This is a genomic window from Paenibacillus sp. BGI2013, from assembly GCF_002843485.1.
Classification (GTDB): domain Bacteria; phylum Bacillota; class Bacilli; order Paenibacillales; family Paenibacillaceae; genus Paenibacillus; species Paenibacillus amylolyticus.
Map to the genome: position 1 here is coordinate 66,512 of NZ_PJFA01000004.1, position 14,546 is coordinate 81,057.

Annotated in this window: 15 protein-coding genes; 8 read left to right on the forward strand and 7 right to left on the reverse strand. The window is 43.8% G+C overall.

The window, feature by feature from the left end; translation table 11 throughout:
• Positions 1–10: 10 nt before the first annotated feature.
• The gene (locus CXK86_RS11370) at positions 11–355 is read left to right on the forward strand and encodes a rhodanese-like domain-containing protein (RefSeq protein ID WP_017688554.1); all 345 of its coding nucleotides are present in this window, start codon (positions 11–13) and stop codon (positions 353–355) included.
• A gap of 112 nt (positions 356–467) precedes the next feature.
• The gene (locus CXK86_RS11375; protein ID WP_076249364.1) at positions 468–1,490 is read left to right on the forward strand and encodes an NADH:flavin oxidoreductase/NADH oxidase; all 1,023 of its coding nucleotides are present in this window, start codon (positions 468–470) and stop codon (positions 1,488–1,490) included.
• A 141-nt stretch (positions 1,491–1,631) separates the two neighbouring features.
• Here the strand turns inward: CXK86_RS11375 and CXK86_RS11380 are convergent, their stop codons facing one another.
• The gene (locus tag CXK86_RS11380) at positions 1,632–2,555 is read right to left on the reverse strand and encodes an AraC family transcriptional regulator (RefSeq protein ID WP_101313717.1); all 924 of its coding nucleotides are present in this window, start codon (positions 2,553–2,555) and stop codon (positions 1,632–1,634) included.
• A 289-nt stretch (positions 2,556–2,844) separates the two neighbouring features.
• On the opposite strand from CXK86_RS11380, the gene CXK86_RS11385 reads away from it, so the two are divergent.
• Positions 2,845–3,423 (forward strand): TetR/AcrR family transcriptional regulator, encoded by a 579-nt coding sequence (locus CXK86_RS11385; protein ID WP_101313718.1) that lies wholly within the window; start codon positions 2,845–2,847, stop codon positions 3,421–3,423.
• Between the two features lie 99 nt (positions 3,424–3,522).
• Here the strand turns inward: CXK86_RS11385 and CXK86_RS11390 are convergent, their stop codons facing one another.
• Entirely contained in the window at positions 3,523–3,936 is a 414-nt protein-coding gene (locus tag CXK86_RS11390) for a MerR family transcriptional regulator (protein WP_017688550.1), read from the reverse strand.
• Between the two features lie 191 nt (positions 3,937–4,127).
• Here CXK86_RS11390 and CXK86_RS11395 point away from each other — a divergent pair, with 191 nt between their 5' ends.
• From CXK86_RS11395 to CXK86_RS11405, 3 genes are all read left to right on the forward strand, one after another.
• Entirely contained in the window at positions 4,128–5,168 is a 1,041-nt protein-coding gene (locus CXK86_RS11395) for an NAD(P)-dependent alcohol dehydrogenase (RefSeq protein WP_036670869.1), read from the forward strand.
• A gap of 187 nt (positions 5,169–5,355) precedes the next feature.
• The gene (locus tag CXK86_RS11400) at positions 5,356–5,829 is read left to right on the forward strand and encodes an HIT family protein (protein WP_101313719.1); all 474 of its coding nucleotides are present in this window, start codon (positions 5,356–5,358) and stop codon (positions 5,827–5,829) included.
• 128 nt (positions 5,830–5,957) lie between these two features.
• Positions 5,958–6,329: an iron chaperone gene (locus CXK86_RS11405; RefSeq protein WP_036608035.1), complete on the forward strand. Its 372-nt coding sequence runs from the start codon at positions 5,958–5,960 to the stop codon at positions 6,327–6,329.
• Between the two features lie 75 nt (positions 6,330–6,404).
• Here CXK86_RS11405 and CXK86_RS11410 read toward each other — a convergent pair whose 3' ends face one another.
• The 3 genes from CXK86_RS11410 to CXK86_RS11420 all read right to left on the reverse strand — a co-directional run bounded on the left by CXK86_RS11410 (position 6,405) and on the right by CXK86_RS11420 (position 8,959).
• Entirely contained in the window at positions 6,405–7,385 is a 981-nt protein-coding gene (locus CXK86_RS11410) for an aldo/keto reductase (protein WP_036608033.1), read from the reverse strand.
• Positions 7,386–7,616: 231 nt separating this feature from the next.
• Positions 7,617–8,495 carry an SDR family oxidoreductase gene (locus tag CXK86_RS11415; protein ID WP_101313720.1) on the reverse strand — a complete coding sequence of 293 codons (879 nt, stop codon included), beginning with the start codon at positions 8,493–8,495 and terminating at the stop codon, positions 7,617–7,619.
• A 146-nt stretch (positions 8,496–8,641) separates the two neighbouring features.
• Complete coding sequence (locus CXK86_RS11420; RefSeq protein ID WP_017688544.1) at positions 8,642–8,959, reverse strand: winged helix-turn-helix transcriptional regulator; 318 nt, start codon at positions 8,957–8,959, stop codon at positions 8,642–8,644.
• Positions 8,960–9,321: 362 nt separating this feature from the next.
• Here CXK86_RS11420 and helD point away from each other — a divergent pair, with 362 nt between their 5' ends.
• Entirely contained in the window at positions 9,322–11,736 is a 2,415-nt protein-coding gene (gene helD / locus CXK86_RS11425; RefSeq protein WP_101313721.1) for an RNA polymerase recycling motor HelD, read from the forward strand.
• Between the two features lie 220 nt (positions 11,737–11,956).
• Positions 11,957–12,661, forward strand: coding sequence for an SDR family oxidoreductase (locus tag CXK86_RS11430; RefSeq protein ID WP_101313722.1), 705 nt, complete (start codon positions 11,957–11,959; stop codon positions 12,659–12,661).
• 117 nt (positions 12,662–12,778) lie between these two features.
• Here the strand turns inward: CXK86_RS11430 and CXK86_RS11435 are convergent, their stop codons facing one another.
• Positions 12,779–13,609 (reverse strand): carbohydrate ABC transporter permease, encoded by an 831-nt coding sequence (locus CXK86_RS11435; RefSeq protein ID WP_017688542.1) that lies wholly within the window; start codon positions 13,607–13,609, stop codon positions 12,779–12,781.
• Between the two features lies 1 nt (position 13,610).
• Complete coding sequence (locus CXK86_RS11440; RefSeq protein WP_101313723.1) at positions 13,611–14,483, reverse strand: carbohydrate ABC transporter permease; 873 nt, start codon at positions 14,481–14,483, stop codon at positions 13,611–13,613.
• Positions 14,484–14,546 lie beyond the last annotated feature (63 nt).

Consider the following 14,546-nt stretch of genomic DNA (forward strand, 5'->3'; position numbering starts at 1 on the left):
GGGCTATACAATGATTATGTTGATGCTTTTGACCTTCATATTAGGTATCTTCATCGTTGTACGTCAATTTTGGCCAGTACGCAATCTTGAATATATAGATTATCAAGTATTCCTCAGACAAGAGCGTGATTTTCGGCAGTATAAAGTGATTGATATTCGAGATGCGACGGATTATATGGCTAATCCTACTCCGGATACGATTAACATCTCATTGGGACGCCTTGCTTTCACATGGGAAAAATACCTTCTTCGAGAAGATAACGTAATTATAATGTCACCTGGTATGCTTCAATCCAAAAAGGCTGTTCGTATTTTGCGAAAGCATGGATTTGAATGTCTTTATGTGATGAAGTAAAAGATATATGTGAGTTCTAAATCATACGGAGTTATTAATTGTAGGCATTGATTTGATGCTTGCGCATGCATTTTTATTAGACATGATTCATGAAAAGGGGAGTTTTATTTTGATGACAGATTTGTTTAGTCCATATTCTTTTAAAAGCCTGGAGCTTAAAAACCGTGTCGTAATGGCTCCAATGTGCCAATATTCAGTTGAGCAAAAAGATGGTATTGCAACCGATTGGCATTATATGCATTACGTTAGTCGTGCTGTAGGAGGAACAGGTCTCATTATCATTGAAATGACAGATGTGGAGCCGGATGGCCGAATCTCAGATTATGATCTTGGGTTATGGTCAGATGAACAGATCCCGGCTCTGAAGCGGATCGTAGATGCGTGTCACAGTTATGGGGCCAAGGTTGGCATTCAGATTGCTCATGCGGGCCGCAAAGCAGAAGATGCTGAGGTTCCAGTTGCTCCATCCGCGATCGCCTTTGATGAGAATTCCAAGCAGCCAAGAGCGCTCACAACGGATGAAGTAAAAGGAATGGTTGAGAAATTCCGGAGTGCTGTAGCTCGTGCTGTGAAAGCTGGTTTTGATGCGATTGAGCTTCATGGCGCACATGGATATCTGATTCATCAGTTCCATTCTCCACTAACAAACAAGCGAGAAGACGAATATGGTCAAGATTTAACGTTATTTGGACGGGAGATCATTCAGGCTGCAAAGGCAGAGATGCCAAAAGACATGCCCCTGATGATGCGTATTTCAGCCAAAGAATATGTCGAAGGTGGCTATGGCATTAACGAAAGTTCCGAGTTTGCCAAAGCTTATAAAGAGGCAGGCGTTGACGTATTTGACATCTCATCTGGTGGCGAGGGACCTATTGGTGCATCGGGCAGACCAGGAACTCACGCAGCTTATCAAGTACCTCTCGCTAAAGCAATCAAAGAAGCTCTTGATGTGCCTGTGATTGCTGTTGGAAGGCTGGACGACCCGAAATTGGCAAATGCAGTCATCGGAAATGAAGAAGCTGATCTCGTTGCAGTCGGAAGAGGGTTGTTAAGAAATCCTTACTGGGCCTTGGAAGCTGCGTCTGCTTTGCGCAAGACAACGGACGTTCCAAAACAATATACGACTGGTTTTTAATGTATTGATAATTTAATGTTAATGATTTAGTGATCTTCATTAATACATGAATAAGGGAAGGACTCCGACTGGCAAAACAGAAGGAGTCCTTTTTGAGGTTAGACTAGACGAGCTAAAGGAGCGATATTAGCCAGTAACCAGTCAAGAGATGGTAGTCGTCTCATCGGCTCTGCCTCTCAAGCGTTTAATATCTTCTCTGGGCGGAAATCCGAACATGCGTGAATATTCACGGCTGAATTGGGAAGGGCTCTCGTAACCTACCTGAAATGCTACATCTGCTGCATCGGTGGACTTGGATAATAACAAGCGGCGCGCTTCTTGCAGCCTAAGTTGTTTTTGAAACTGAATCGGACTCATGGCAGTCACTTCTTTAAAGTGTCTGTGCAGCGAGGCAGTACTCATATTTGCCAAATCCGCCAATTCCTCAACCCGAAAATTTTGCTCAGAGTGATTCATAATATATTCAATAACGTCTCTGATTCGATAGGTATGGCTGCCCTCCATGGTAGCTTGTTCCAGAGCAGTCCCATGTGGGCCTTTCAGAACTTTATAGAGAATTTCTTTTTTGAACAAAGGAGCGAGCAGCGGGATATCTTCCGAATGATCTTCCAACAAACGGGCTAACCTGACGACTGCATCCAGCAGAGACGACTCAGCTTGGCTGACAAACATCGCACGTCTCGTTGTTTTCCGCGGTCTTGCTGGGAAATCGGAATGGTTCAATACCTCCAGAATCTCACTGGATGTGAATTCAAGTTTCAGGGCCAGATAGGGAGCCTCAGACGAGGCTTGGATTACTTGTCCACTAACCGGCAAGTCAACGGTTGCCACGATATAACTTCCTGGACCATACCGGAAACGATCCTGTCCCAGCAGGACCTCTTTTTCACCCTGAACGATAATGCAAAAGGATGGTTCATTCACTCTAAATATAGGTTCAGTAACGACCGATTCACGGATTAGAAATAATGAAGGGATTGCCGTAGGATGTACCCCATCCTTGTCAGAATAACGATCAATGAGTGTGGCTAATTCGTTTTGTTGTTCATGTATTTGGTCAGACATGCAAAGTTCTCCTTTTTTCCTCACAACATAATAATCACATTCTATCGTATATTGACCGAAGGCGGTAGAAAACGGATAGGAATAGGCAAACATTTGATGTGAATGGATAAGACATTCTGATTGCTGGTTACATAATCACAAGTACACAGGTCATGATATACAACAAGTACAGAAGATATACACTTACGGTTCAGCTAATACATGCTAAGATGAGAATGAGAAGGGTATCTGCATCTTTTATTTACTGATCGTTCCCGATGTGTTAGATTGATTTTGGGAGGGAAGTCTAATGGCTAGAAGTAAAGAGTTTGAAGTGAACGAAGTATTGGATAAAGCAATGAAGATCTTCTGGGAACAAGGTTACGAGAAAACGTCGATGAGTGACCTGGTTGAGCATATGGGAATTCATCGCAGAAGTATATATGATACATTTGACGATAAACATACGCTGTTTTTGAAGGCTATGGATCGTTATAGTGGCAAGATCAGCGCCACATTACTCGCAGAAATCAAGGCATCCAAGACGGCAGTGGAAGCACTGCATAAAATTTTCGATGTTATGATCAGTGAAGCAGAGGATACGCCATCGGGATGCTTGATCGTGAACTCCGCCGTGGAGCTAGGCACACGTGATCAGGAAGTGGACAACCGATCTCTTGAATCGTTTAACGAAGCTGAGCGGATGTTCGAGCAGATCATTCAATGGGGGCAGCGGGAGGGAGAATTCTCTTCTGATCATGATGCAAAGGAAATGGCAGAGTACCTGCACAATATTTCTGTCGGCATCAGAGCCATGGCAAGAACCTCGACGGATAAGGAAAAATTAAACCGTATTATCCATGTAACGATGAAACTTTTGGAAAAATGATGAGTAGAGACGTACCCAAAAAAGTAGCTTGAAATCCGTTAGAGGACTTCAAGCTACTTTTTTTTTGCGCTAATTTTAGAAAATAGAAAGCATGAACCATCAATTGGTGATGGCATTTTCCATCGGTTTAATTTTATGAATCTCTTCGGTCCCAGCCTCCAAAGCTGTTTCGTAGTAGGAGCGTTTGTGCTCGATGACTTCCATGGTTCTTCTTAGTTCCTCCATTTGTGCTTCCACAATAGCTTTTCGCTCCGTAAACATGTCATATCTTTGCTTCAGCGAGGAGTCCCCTTCAGAGCACCATTCAATGAAGTCTTTAATGTCTTTAATAGGCATGCCGGTCAGCTTCAGACATTGGATGATCTTTAGAAAGTCAATGTCGGAGTCTTTGAACAAACGTGTTCCACTTGTGGTACGTTCCACAAAAGGCATGAGTCCTTCCTTGTCGTAGTAACGCAATGTATATACCGTAAGGTCTAATTTTTTGGCAACTTCACCGATTGAATAGGTCATTTTCATAAAATTCCTTTCTACTGGGGGTAGACTTCGAGTTAACTCTAGGATGATCCGAGTGAATTCTACCATGCTGCATACAACATGTCAAAGTGAGCTGGAGATAAAAAAAGTAAGATAAACATTTGACTTAGAGTTAACTAGAGGGAGTAAGATTATTTTGAACTTTAAATTACTAGGAGGTTATACCATTGATTATAGCTAAAGCCAGAGCCGTTGACGGACCAGACCAACAATTCAGAAGTGCTGAAATCAAACGACGTGATCTGGATACCAATGATGTATTAATCGAGATTAAATATGCCGGTATCTGCCATTCTGACATCCATACTGCCCACGGTGAATGGGGCCCTGTGAATTATCCACTCGTTCCTGGACACGAGATTGCCGGGATTGTAACCGATGTAGGAACTGGAGTCTCCAAATATAAGGTCGGTGACCGAGTAGGGGTCGGATGTATGGTGGACTCTTGTGGTGAATGTGTTAACTGTCGCAAAGGTGAAGAGCAATACTGTCTCAAAGGAAATATTCAAACTTACGCTGGAGTAGACAAATACGGTGAGCCTACGCAAGGTGGATATTCAACTCATATTGTTGTCGTAGAGGATTTCGTCGTTCGCATCCCTGATAACATTGCACTTGATGCTGCTGCACCTTTGCTGTGTGCCGGTATTACGACATATTCACCACTTCATCACTGGGGAGCTGGCCCAGGTAAGAAGGTTGCCGTTGTAGGTATGGGTGGTCTAGGTCATATGGCTGTCAAAATTGCACATGCGATGGGTGCGGAAGTAACGGTTCTCTCCCAATCCTTGAGCAAAAAAGAAGATGGACTGCAATTTGGTGCAGATCACTACTTTGCTACAAGCGAACCGGAAACATTCGAGAAACTTGCAGGCACCTTTGATCTGATGATCAACACAGTAAGTGCGAATATTGACATTAACGCTTATTTCTCCCTGCTCACACTGGATGGCACACTCGTGAACGTGGGTGCTCCTGCTGAGCCACTAGCCGTAAACGTATTTTCTCTTATCGGCCATCGCCGTTCATTCGCAGGTTCCATGATTGGTGGCATCCGTGAGACGCAGGAAATGCTTGATTTCTGTGCAGAACATGATATTGCGCCTAATATTGAGGTCATCTCCGCTGACCAGATTGACGAAGCATACAAACGTGTACTGGCTTCCGACGTGAAATATCGCTTTGTTATTGATATCAGCACCATGTAATTGTGAAGTGTGCAATAATGATAGTTAAAGATAGAAAAAAAGCAGCTGCCGCCAAGGTCAGCTGCTTTTTGCTTTTCAGTTTGTTAATTCCTGATCATTCTACAACCCGTGCTCTTTTCGCAACGAACAGAAGGTAACTGCGTCTAATAACTAGTGAAGTAAACATGAAAGGAGTAGAATGAGAAAGATGACAGTATCATTTTCACATCAGCCTGAAGGGTACGAATGTCCATTTTGTCGTATTTGGGGTATCGAGCGACCTGATCAGGGAACAAAACAAAGGGATATCATCTATCAAAATGAAAAGGTAACGGCATTTATAGCGGGCAAATGGTGGCCAAACAATAAAGGACATGTTCTTATTGTTCCGAATCAACATTTCGAGAACATCTTTGAACTCCCTGCGGATTACGCTGTTGAAATTCACCGCGCGGCTCAGCTTACAGCATTTGCAATGAAAAGTACATATGGATGTGATGGGATTTCGACACGGCAACATAATGAACCTGCTGGCAATCAAGACGTCTGGCATTATCATCTGCATGTTTACCCTAGATACGTGAATGATCAACTTTATCTGACAAATGGTTCTCCGTCCGATCCAAATGAACGCGCTTTTTATGCTGATCAGTTGCGATCTTGGATAAAAGAAAACATTTAAAGTCTAGCAGGCTACTCATTTTTTGTTGAGTTATCGGCAGATAAGGGTTTTTGAATTTGATATTCATGATAGAATAAGATTGAATTGGACAATATAAGTAGTAGATTTCTTGTTATAGGGGGAAACTAATGGAGACCTTTGCAGAATTTACAGCACGCATCGATAACCCGGAACACCAGGCACGAACGGAAGAAGTTTTGAACTGGGTCACTGAAAAATTCCCGAATTTAAAACAAAAAATAGCCTGGAATCAACCGATGTTTACCGACCATGAGACCTTTATTATTGGCTTTAGTGTATCCAAGCAACACTTGGCTGTTGCTCCCGAGAAGGCAGGAATTAATCGTTTTTCGGAAGAGATCACACAGGCGGGTTATGATCACACCAAAGAGTTGGTGCGGATGAAGTGGAAACAGGAGATTGATTTTTCGTTACTTGAGAGAATGATTGAGTTCAATATAGCGGATAAGGCAGAATGTTCAACATTCTGGCGTAAATAAATCGCGATATAAAAAGAAGACCCCCAACTTCCGGATACGGAAAGAGGAGGTCTTCTATATTTTAAGCAAAAGCGATTATTGAGCACCTACTACAGGGTGAGGTACATAGGGTTCTTCAAGGAATGAGACGTCTTCTGAGGTCAACTTAACAGAAAGAGCACCTACCGCATCTTCCAGATGCGATATTTTGGTGGCACCGATAATTGGAGCCGCTACAGTGTCTTTTTGCAGCAACCACGCAAGTGCAATGTGTGTGCGAGGGACACCGTATTTTTCTGCAATGGATGCAACTCGTTCAACAACAAGCCGATCCGCATCACTTGTCGCATTGTACTTGGATTTCTGAATTTTGTCTGTTTCGGATCGAAGTGTTGATACGGACCAGTCACGGGTCAACCTGCCTGAAGCAAGAGGACTGTAGGGAGTCACACCAATCTTTTCTTCCTTGCATAAAGGCAACATTTCTCGTTCCTCTTCACGGTAGATGAGATTCAGGTGGTTTTGCATGGAGACAAACTTGGTCCAACCATTTTTCTCTGCTACATGTAATGCTTTTTGGAACTGCCATGCAAACATGGCCGAAGCGCCAATATATCTCACTTTACCGGACTTCACCACATCATGTAAGGCTTCCATGGTTTCTTCAATAGGCGTATTGTAGTCCCAACGATGAATGATATAGAGATCCACATAATCGGTTTCCAATCGTTTCAGGCTTTTATCAATCTCACTCAGGATGGCTTTTCTGGAAAGACCAGAACCGTTGGGTCCTTGATGCATTTGTCCGTGTACTTTGGTAGCAATGACAACCTCATCCCGATTTGCATAATCTTTTAACGCCCGACCAAGATACTCCTCGCTTGTACCCAGAGAGTATACATTCGCTGTATCGAAGAAATTAATGCCTAGATCCAGCGCTTTCTTTATCACCGGGCGAGAATTTTCTTCATTCAGTACCCATTCATGAACCCATTTACTGGCATCCCCAAATCCCATACATCCCAGGCAAAATCGAGATACGTCCAAGCCTGTATTACCAAGTTTAGTATATTCCATGTCATGTTCAAATCCTTTCTAATGTTTATTATTGCCACCTGTAGGGTGATCTATATACACATTATTATGTCATAACGAAGGGAACAACCTGTACCACATTTCTATCAAAGTTTTGCCTAATCCTATCAGAATCTCTGAATTTGAATCAGTTGAGCCCATTAAAGTTCTCATATAAAAAGAACAAGCCACTCGTTTCTCCGTTGGAGATTCAAATGGCTTGTTCATAAAATATTATTTAATCATTGTTTGATGAATCCAATCGCTTATTTTGGTTGATTTAAGATTGGCTTTGATATTATCATCTAACTCTTCATACCGTGGAAGAAGATCTGTATGCCCATCAATCCATTGGTACAATCCTTTAAGACCTGCTGCTGTCTCACTTCCCAACAAAGGCTGAATCGCTGCTTCAAAATGATCAAAAGGAAGAGACATGAAGCTGATCTTTTCACCTAATACAGCACTGAATTGTTCCGCTAATTGTGTACCTGTCAGGGCTTCTAATCCGGGTGCTGGGATAATGCTTCCTGCCAATTCCGAATGAGTCAAGGCATAATAGTGGAATTGAGCTGCATCGTTTAAGCTAATCCAGGAGATCGGCTTGTCTGCTGGTACCGGGTAGGCCAAAACGCCATTGTTCAGTATTCCGGGAATCAGGAAGTTTTCCAAGTATACAATGGGTTCCACAATGATATATGGAAGACCACTTTGCTGCAATTCATGGATAACTTCACGTTTCAATTCAATTCCTTTGGAATGGGTGATAGGGTCAGGAACATAGGTACCCGTGTTAACTACAATCAATTTAACGTTTGCCTGTATAGCAGCATCAATTGCATTTTTGGTATATTGTCTGATCTTATCCGAATTGAACTCCACCGGCAGGTTCAGGAAGACTTTACTTACACCTTCATGCGCCGTATGAAGCTGTTCCACATCTGATAGATCCCCGATGAAAGCTTCAATGTTTTGTTCCTTTAGTGTTTTGGCTGTTGCCTCATTTCGAGTAATCGTGCGAACCTCACAACCTTGTTGAACGAGTAATTGAGCGACAGCGCCGCCTTGGGAGCCCGATGCCCCATATACTAAAAATCGATCATTCTGTGTCATAGTGGTCAATAACTTCCTTTCAATATGTGATTGGAATGAATGAGTTAACACTCAGCATTGACCTCAGCATAACGGATTTAGAATAGGAGCGTAAGTACGCACATTAATGATATAAAGTATCCCTTGGGATACTATGGGAAGGCGTTTTACATATGTTTCGATCCCCAATCACCTAACTGAAACAAGATCGAAGTCAGGCTTTGTCCTTTTTCTGTAAGGGAATATTCGACTTTAGGCGGAACTACAGGGTGGGTAACACGGTTTATCAAACCAGCTTCTTCAAGTTCTCGTAATTGCCTGGTTAACGTGCGATGCGTAATGGGGTCAAGCATTTTCTGTAATTCATTGAATCGAATTGTTGAATGGCGGATGAGACGATTTATAATTAATAACTTCCATTTCCCACCAATCATATTGACTGCAAACTCAACAGGACACCGGTCCTCCACAGGTTCTATATTCATATTTATGTATCCCTCCCAAAAGCATCAACTAATGTTTTGTTCATTTTATCGAATTTATAAAGGGGTGTATAGCTTACAGCGCATTCAGGGTATGAACCATGCCCAGGACACAAAAAAAGATGCCCCCAGTGTAGTTCGAGGGACACCTTATATAATATAAATTATTGTTCAACTCAGACAGAACGAAAAAAAGCATTGAACGTGAAAAAAAGCCATGATATAATCTATAGCGCACTTGACATTTATATTGAATGTAAAGGGTGGATCATTATTTCTCCTAATTTAATTTTACATCCGACATTCCGATTTGTCAATGCTCTTTTTTTTGGTCCTAATAAATGGAAAAGGGAGTGGACTTATTCATGGATAAAACAAACGAATGGAAGTTGGAAGAGGAAAGACTAGTGCAGGTGAGGAACAAACTTCAGGCACGACTCGACGAGTTAGAACCGAAGGTTGCCGGACTGCATGAACAGGCTGCCGAAATTCGTAAACGGTTCTGGGAAGAAGTAACGATTAATACGGGTTCGTACACGGATTTTGAAGATGCATTCTATACCATTAATCAGCAGTCGAGAGTGTTGGCCGAGAGGGAGCGCGGGCACAAGCTGTTAACACAACAATGGAAAAATACAAAGAGACTGCTTCCAACGCCGTATTTTGGCCGTTTCGACTATAAGGAAAAAGGCATGACATTGACTGAACAGATCTACATCGGTGTATCATCCTTCATGGATGAAGATGGATTGAACTTTCTAATCTATGACTGGCGTACGCCAATTGCAAGTCTGTACTATGATCACTCTCCCGGGCCAGCAAGTTATGACACACCTTCAGGACGAATCGACGGAAAGATGGAGCTCAAGCGTCAATTCCAGATTCAACATGGGCAGCTTCATAGCATGTTTGATTCAACTGAGACGATTGGTGACGAACTGTTGCAGCAAGTGCTCGCCAAGGGTGCAGACTCACAAATGAAGAGTATTGTAGCAACTATCCAGAAGGAACAAAACGCCATCATCCGTGATGACCGAAGCCGAATGCTTATCGTTCAGGGGGCAGCTGGCAGTGGCAAGACGTCGGCTGCGTTACAGCGAGTCGCTTACTTACTATATAAACACCGCCAGACAGTTAAAGCAGATCAGATTGTACTTTTCTCGCCGAATCCGATGTTTACCAGTTATATCTCGACTGTGCTCCCGGAACTTGGGGAAGAGAATATGCAGCAGACGACTTTCCAGGAATACCTGAATTATTGGCTGGATTCCTCCATCCGACCAGAGGATGCCTTTGATCAGATTGAATATGTGCTGACAGCTCAGAATGATCCGGGATATGAAGCTCGTATGGAGGCGATCAAGTACAAAGCTTCCGAGACATTCCTGCAAGTGCTCCAAAACTACGGTAAGTGGTTAGGAAGAGAGGGGACGCGGTTTAACGGCATTCAATTTCGGGGACGTGAATTCATCAGTTCAGACCAAATCAAGACCCAATTTTACAATTTGGATCAGAATCTTACCTTGTCCAACCGTATACTTCTTTTGCAGGAATGGTTGCTGAGAGAACTTGTTTCGCTGGAACGTCTGGAACGGGAAGCAGACTGGGTTCTGGAGGAGTTGAATTATCTGGACACGGATGAGTATGTGGAAGCTTTCCGCATGTTGCACAAAGAAAAGCCTGTATTCGATGTAGCGGAAAAATACGCAGCACGAGATAACGGTAATGACAGCGCAGTGCAAGATGAGGGTGCCTTTAACTTTGCAGTGCGAGAAGAGGAGCTGCTTCGTCAGAAACTGGTGAAAGACATGTTTAAACCTTTAAGAAAGAGTGTGCGGAAATTTCAGTTCGTGGATGTGAAAGGGATATATGAACAACTATTTGTAGATGAGACCGCTTATCGGGAACAAACGAATGGGGCAATCCCCCCACAGCACTGGCCTGAGATTTGTAAACAGACCAAGGCCATGATCCTTCAGAACAAGCTGTTCCATGAGGATGCTACTCCGTATTTATATGTCAAAGAGATGATCGAAGGCGTCCGGACGAACACAGAGATTCGTTATGTCTTTGTCGATGAAGGCCAGGATTATTCGGCGTTTCAATACGAATATCTCAAGAAACTGTTTCCTCGTGCCCGCATGACGGTGCTGGGGGATTTCGGGCAAGCGATCTTTATGCAGGCTACGGATTTGGCAGCACCTAACTCGCCACTGGTTCACCTTTACGGAGAAGGTGAAACTACTTTGATACGGCTCGTACGCAGTTATCGTTCAACCAAAGAGATTGTTGAATTCACGAGACAGATGTTACCAGGGGGAGAAGAGATTAGACCGTTTGAAAGGGGAGATCAGAAGCCTCTTTTAACAGGATTGAAGGACGAAAAACTGCGTGGTGCGCAGATTCTCGCAGACATCGCCGCTCTTAAGGCGGAGGGGGTTGATTCCATCGCTGTGATTACAAAGACCGCGGCTGAAAGCCGTGACGCCTATGAAAGGTTGCAAAGTCAAGGCGGCGAAGGGTTGCAGCTCATAACAAAGGACACACAGATTTTCGAAAAAGGAATCATGGTTATTCCTGTGTATCTCGCCAAAGGCGTTGAGTTCGATGCTGTCCTGGTCTATGATGCTTCACCCGTTGCTTACAGCCAGGAATATGATCGTAAGCTTCTGTATACGGCATGCACACGGGCCATGCACCGACTTCATCTATATACTGTTAGTGACTGGTCACCATTTGTGCAGGCGTTACCTGCGAATCTATATGACATAAAATCATAATCCATATGTAAATCCATTCTCAATGAAGGACCAAAGAAAGATGCTCGGAGCCTTTTTTCAAAGGTTATCGGGCATCTTCTTTTACTAAAAACATGGATCATAAAAGTTATTCTTTACTGATCGTTCCCAATGTGATAGATTGATATTGGGAGTTATTAGAATGATCATTCCCGAAGATCTCGAAAATGAATACATTCTCAATGAGAGGGAGTAATAATAAATGAATATTTCCAAACAAGTTGCTATTGTAAGTGGGGCTAATCGAGGGTTGGGCAAGGAGCTTGCTCTTGAACTGCTGGCGAGGGGAACCAAAGTGTATGCTGGCGCGCGAAACCCTGAATCCATTAATCTGCCCGGGGCTATTCCACTGCAACTCGATATTACGGATCCACAATCTGTCATGGCTGCAGCTGAGGTAGCTAGTGATGTAACCCTTCTAATTAATAATGCCGGTTCCGCTACGGGTGCTTCTCTGCTCACGGGTGAGCTGAACGATATTCACTTGGAATTCAATACACATGTATTTGGTACGCTTTCAATGATTCGTGCGTTTGCACCGGTAATAGAGAAGAATGGGGGCGGTTCGATACTGAATATCCTGTCCGCTCTATCCTGGCTCAGCCTTGGTAACTCAGGTGCATATTCAGCTGCAAAATCCGCTCAGTGGGGAATTACGAATGCATTACGTCTGGAATTAGCCCCTAAGAACGTTAGTGTTGCCGGATTGCACGTGGCGTTCATGGATACGGATATGACTGCAGGTATCGACGCACCAAAAACGAACCCAACGGATATTGCCAAAATTGCAGTAGATTCCATCGAAGCGGATCTCTACGAGATTATTGCTGATGATACTAGTCGGAATGTACAACAGGGTCTTGCTGGTGGTGTTGCTGCCCTTTACCCGCAATTGTTTCAAAAATAGAGAAGTGTAGATGCATTTTCACGCTATAAATAAAACAACCCCCGCCAGATCTGGTGGGGGTTAAGTATGTCATGAATACTCCAATTCTATTCCTTGAGAACCGTGAGAATATAAGGTTTAACCTTTAACTGCACCGGCAGTAAGGCCGCTGACGATATATTTTTGCCCGAATAGATACAGGATGAATACAGGCAGGGAAGTAAGCACGAGATTGGCGAAGATCAGGTTCCAGTCCCGGCTATATTTGCCGTAGAAATTGTAGATCGATAGTGGCATCGTCCATGTGGAACTGTCTGTCAGGAAGTACACCGGAATTGTGATGTCATTCCAGACGGACATGAACACCATGATGGCTACCGTTGCGTTAACGGGCAGAATGAGCGGTGTGACGATGCGGAAGAACACCCCGAACACACTTGCTCCTTCCAGAAATGCCACTTCGTCCAGTGCTCGTGGAATGGTTTTGATGAATCCACTATACAAGAATACACTGAAGGCTGTATTTAACGCGGCGTAGATCAGGATGACACTTGTGATGCTGCCGTAGAATCCCAATCCCTGTACAACCCGTATGGTCGTAATAATCGACATTGGCGCAATCAGTCCCATGAAGAAATACATGTAGATCGTGCCGGATAGTTTGGTTTCCCGACGTGCCAAAATGAATGCCGCTGCCGAAGAGGCAACGATATTAATGATGGAAGATACGCCAGTAATCAAAATGCTGTTGAAGAATGCTCGCGACAGACCGCCTTCCTGGAAGACACGAACATAGTTCGAGAACTGCCATGTTTCCGGAAAACTCAGGGAGAAACTAAGCACTTCGGCGCTGGTTTTGAATGAACCAAAGATCAGAATGACAAGCGGCAACAGAACGATAAGAGAGGCCAGAATCAGGAAACCTTCCACGATATAGTTGCGGATGGCGAGTTTGCGTGTATAGCCCATGTTATTCCGTAACCTCCTTACGCCGCATGAAGATCAATAGCGGTATAGCAATAATGGTAACGACGACGAAGAGAAGTGTGTTGACCGCGGTACCAAGTCCCCAGTTGCCTTCGCCGAAAGATCGCAGAATGATCGTACCTACGACCTGGGAAGCGTTACCCGGGCCACCACCGGTCATGACATATACTTCGGAGAATACTTTGAGTCCACCGATCAATGTCAACATCAAGTTAATGTTAATTGCGGGCAGCAAGAGTGGTAGTGTGATCTTGAAAAAACTTCTCCACGAACTTGCGCCATCAATCTTGGCTGCTTCGTAATACTCTTGAGAAATGGACTGCAGGCCCGCCAGATAAATGGCCATCTGGAACCCGGCACTCTGCCAGATCGAGACGATGGCAATCGTCCAGATCACAATCGATGGGTTGGTCAGCCAAGCTTGGCTTAACGAATGTAATCCTACAGATTCCAACAAATTGTTGATGGTACCTTCGGTACGCAACATGGGAGTGAACAGGATGCTGATCACAAGGATGCTGAGAATAGAAGGGGCGTAGAAGATCGCGCGTAGCAGGTTCTTTGTTCTTAATCGCATGTTAAGTCCTACGGCCAGCAATAGGCCGATAACGTTTTTGCCAACTACAGTGACGATTGCAAATATCGCCGTGTTTTTCAGCGCCAGAATAAGCGTTTTGTCCGAGAAAATTTTCTGGAAATTATCCCACCCGATGAACTTCAGCTCCAGCCGATCCAGCCGCCAATCCGTGAATGAATAATAGAAAGCGGCGAGAGCAGGCACAACAAAAAAGATGGAGTAGATAATCAGTGCGGGAAATATCATGTAATACGAGTACAGATTTTTAGTCCTTTTCATGTCTCACACTCCGTTATAGCCAGGCAGCATAACGGTCGATCCTGTTATGCTGCCTTATATTTC

Bases quoted from the DNA above. Each gene is read 5' to 3' on its own strand.
- CXK86_RS11370 (WP_017688554.1), top strand. From the start codon at position 11: ATGATTATGTTGATGCTTTTGACCTTCATATTAGGTATCTTCATCGTT.
- CXK86_RS11430 (WP_101313722.1), top strand. From the start codon at position 11,957: ATGAATATTTCCAAACAAGTTGCTATTGTAAGTGGGGCTAATCGAGGG.
- CXK86_RS11405 (WP_036608035.1), top strand. From the start codon at position 5,958: ATGGAGACCTTTGCAGAATTTACAGCACGCATCGATAACCCGGAACAC.
- CXK86_RS11435 (WP_017688542.1), bottom strand. From the start codon at position 13,609: ATGGGCTATACACGCAAACTCGCCATCCGCAACTATATCGTGGAAGGT.
- CXK86_RS11375 (WP_076249364.1), top strand. From the start codon at position 468: ATGACAGATTTGTTTAGTCCATATTCTTTTAAAAGCCTGGAGCTTAAA.
- CXK86_RS11385 (WP_101313718.1), top strand. From the start codon at position 2,845: ATGGCTAGAAGTAAAGAGTTTGAAGTGAACGAAGTATTGGATAAAGCA.
- CXK86_RS11420 (WP_017688544.1), bottom strand. From the start codon at position 8,959: ATGAATATAGAACCTGTGGAGGACCGGTGTCCTGTTGAGTTTGCAGTC.
- helD (WP_101313721.1), top strand. From the start codon at position 9,322: ATGGATAAAACAAACGAATGGAAGTTGGAAGAGGAAAGACTAGTGCAG.
- CXK86_RS11390 (WP_017688550.1), bottom strand. From the start codon at position 3,936: ATGACCTATTCAATCGGTGAAGTTGCCAAAAAATTAGACCTTACGGTA.
- CXK86_RS11410 (WP_036608033.1), bottom strand. From the start codon at position 7,385: ATGGAATATACTAAACTTGGTAATACAGGCTTGGACGTATCTCGATTT.
- CXK86_RS11440 (WP_101313723.1), bottom strand. From the start codon at position 14,483: ATGAAAAGGACTAAAAATCTGTACTCGTATTACATGATATTTCCCGCA.
- CXK86_RS11400 (WP_101313719.1), top strand. From the start codon at position 5,356: ATGACAGTATCATTTTCACATCAGCCTGAAGGGTACGAATGTCCATTT.
- CXK86_RS11380 (WP_101313717.1), bottom strand. From the start codon at position 2,555: ATGTCTGACCAAATACATGAACAACAAAACGAATTAGCCACACTCATT.
- CXK86_RS11415 (WP_101313720.1), bottom strand. From the start codon at position 8,495: ATGACACAGAATGATCGATTTTTAGTATATGGGGCATCGGGCTCCCAA.